This is a genomic window from Marinospirillum sp., from assembly GCF_014859565.1.
In genome coordinates this window covers 1-2,269 of the sequence record NZ_JACUUA010000374.1, presented here as the reverse complement: position 1 = coordinate 2,269, position 2,269 = coordinate 1, and the positions used below count along the sequence as shown (strand labels likewise).

General features: G+C 49.9%; 3 protein-coding genes. All 3 read left to right on the top strand.

Annotated features, from left to right (window positions below; genetic code table 11):
* The first annotated feature begins 100 nt into the window (after window positions 1-100).
* Complete coding sequence (locus IBX50_RS19825) at window positions 101-703, top strand: site-specific integrase (protein ID WP_292258120.1); 603 nt, start codon at window positions 101-103, stop codon at window positions 701-703.
* The gene (locus tag IBX50_RS19820; protein ID WP_292258119.1) at window positions 693-959 is read left to right on the top strand and encodes a hypothetical protein; all 267 of its coding nucleotides are present in this window, start codon (window positions 693-695) and stop codon (window positions 957-959) included. Before IBX50_RS19825 ends, IBX50_RS19820 begins: the two co-directional genes overlap by 11 nt.
* 166 nt (window positions 960-1,125) lie before the next feature.
* Window positions 1,126-2,256 carry a type IIL restriction-modification enzyme MmeI gene (locus IBX50_RS19815; RefSeq protein WP_292258118.1) on the top strand — a complete coding sequence of 377 codons (1,131 nt, stop codon included), beginning with the start codon at window positions 1,126-1,128 and terminating at the stop codon, window positions 2,254-2,256.
* Window positions 2,257-2,269: the final 13 nt, after the last annotated feature.

Sequence of the window (2,269 nt, the reverse complement as noted above, 5' to 3'; positions counted from 1 at the left end):
GTGGGTCAATTTTATTGGCCAAAGGTGGGTCAAAATAAATGGCCATTGACACTCCCCATACAGAAATATCAAGAACCTGAAGGAAGTCAAGCCTCACGTTATGCCTTTCACACTCGATGAAATTGAGCGATTTCTGAGGGTGGTACGTTTTGATTTCAAAAATTACTACACAGTGCGTTTTTTTACAGGCTTAAGAACCAGCGAAATTGATGGACTGAAGTGGAAGCATGTTGACCTTCATCGTAAGGAGATTCACGTGCGAGAAGCCTTGGTCGATGGCCGGACAGAAGGGACAAAAACCCAGGGTTCTACTCGAGTTGTGCAGATGAGCAGTCGTGTACTGGAGGCCATGCAAAACCAAAAGCGATTAACGGGTGATTTTTCAGAGTATGTGTTCTGTGACCGAAAGGGAAACCCTCTGGATTATCGAAACGTCAACCGCAGGATCTGGCACCCCACACTGCTTCTGTTAGGTTTGGAGTCGCGACGAGCTTATGAAACGCGACATACGGCTGCCACTCTCTGGTTGGCATCTGGTGAAAATCCAGAATGGATTGCCCGCCAACTCGGACACTCCAATACGGAAATGCTGTTCCGGGTATACAGCCACTATGTACCTGACCTGACACGAAAAGATGGCAGTGCGTTTGAGGCTCTGCTTTCCCAAAGTGCTGCTGATTTGGAGGTGCTTGATGAAAAATAATACCATTGGCAGGATTCGCGTTTCACCCTATGCCCGTATTTTTGGCCGTAGATTAATCCAAAGGTTGCAAGTCCGTAGAGGTTACGGCATTGCAGAGTATCTGGGCATTGAGCATTTTTATACCAACTATGAAGCGGTCTACCTGTGGGTTGATCAAGTCCTGAACACGAATAACCTGGAAATACTGACCGATGAATTCATTCAGGCTGCCTTTATTAATGCACTGCCCATCGAGGTGAGGGGTTCCATCGACTGATATCGATGTTTGATCAAACCTTTAAAGCCACTAGGTGAGGACTGCCTGGTGGCTTTTGATTAAGCTTGTGCTCCCCTGATTGACCTCTTAGACTGATCGTTTGTCTTTTCTCGGCTCGGCCTTACTCAGCCAGGACAATCGAATACCAAGAGTCTGAACCCACCCCATGAATGCAGTAGAAATCGAAGCCGCTATTTCTGATTTAGCCTATCAGCCCTTTGATCCGGCTGAGTTCCCTTACGCCTTTCTCGAAGCTTTTGGCAATAGGGCGACGACGATTAAGAGGTTGCGCTCGGGTGCCACTAATAAATCGGATTTCTCCGGCCCCTGGGGCGGTGTGCTGCAAACCAGCAATATACACTTAGCTGTTGCGGATGCTGGTGAGGTGACAGCCACTTTACAAGCCCTGAAAGCCAGCCCCGCCACCAGGAAAGCCAAGGCGCGTTATATCCTGGCGACTGACGGCGTGGATTTTGAAGCAGAAGACTTGCAGACCGGCGAAACGGTTGCCTGCAGTTATGAAAGCTTTCCCGATCATTTCGGCTTCTTTTTGCCCTTGGCGGGTATTACCACCGTCAAGCAGGTGCGCGACAGTTCTTTTGATATTCGTGCCACCAGCCGCCTGAACCGGCTCTATGTTGAGCTGCTGAAAGATAACCCCACCTGGGGCACGGAAGAGCAGCGCCATGAAATGAATCACTTTATGGCACGGCTGATCTTCTGCTTCTTTGCAGAAGACACAGACATCTTCTCGGGTAGCGGCTTGTTTACCGATACCGTCGCCCAGATGAGTAGCCGGGATGCGGCCAACACCCACGAAGTGATCAGCAAAATCTTCCTGGCCATGAACACCCAAAAATCCGAGCGGTCAGCTGCTGGTGTTCCTCGCTGGGCCGATGGCTTTCCCTATGTCAACGGTGGCCTCTTCTCCGGTAGTGTTGAGGTACCAAACTTCAGCAAAATTGCCCGTTCCTACCTGCTGCACATTGGCAGTTTGGACTGGACTCAGATCAACCCGGATATCTTTGGCTCTATGATTCAGGCCGTGGCCGATGATGAAGAACGGGGTGCCCTGGGTATGCACTACACCAGCGTGCCCAATATCCTGAAAGTGCTGAACCCATTATTTCTGGATGAGTTAAACGAGAAGTTGGAAGAAGCTGGTGACAACCCCCGCAAGCTGCTGAATCTGCGCAATCGTATGGCCAGAATCCGCGTATTTGATCCAGCCTGTGGCTCGGGCAATTTTCTGGTCATCGTGTATGGACTCCTCCTCTATTGCAAGCACTTTGTTTGATCGAAGCCAAGGT

Excerpts from the sequence above, each read along its gene's own strand:
- IBX50_RS19825 (WP_292258120.1), top strand. The coding sequence starts at position 101 with ATGCCTTTCACACTCGATGAAATTGAGCGATTTCTGAGGGTGGTACGT.
- IBX50_RS19820 (WP_292258119.1), top strand. The coding sequence starts at position 693 with ATGAAAAATAATACCATTGGCAGGATTCGCGTTTCACCCTATGCCCGT.
- IBX50_RS19815 (WP_292258118.1), top strand. The coding sequence starts at position 1,126 with ATGAATGCAGTAGAAATCGAAGCCGCTATTTCTGATTTAGCCTATCAG.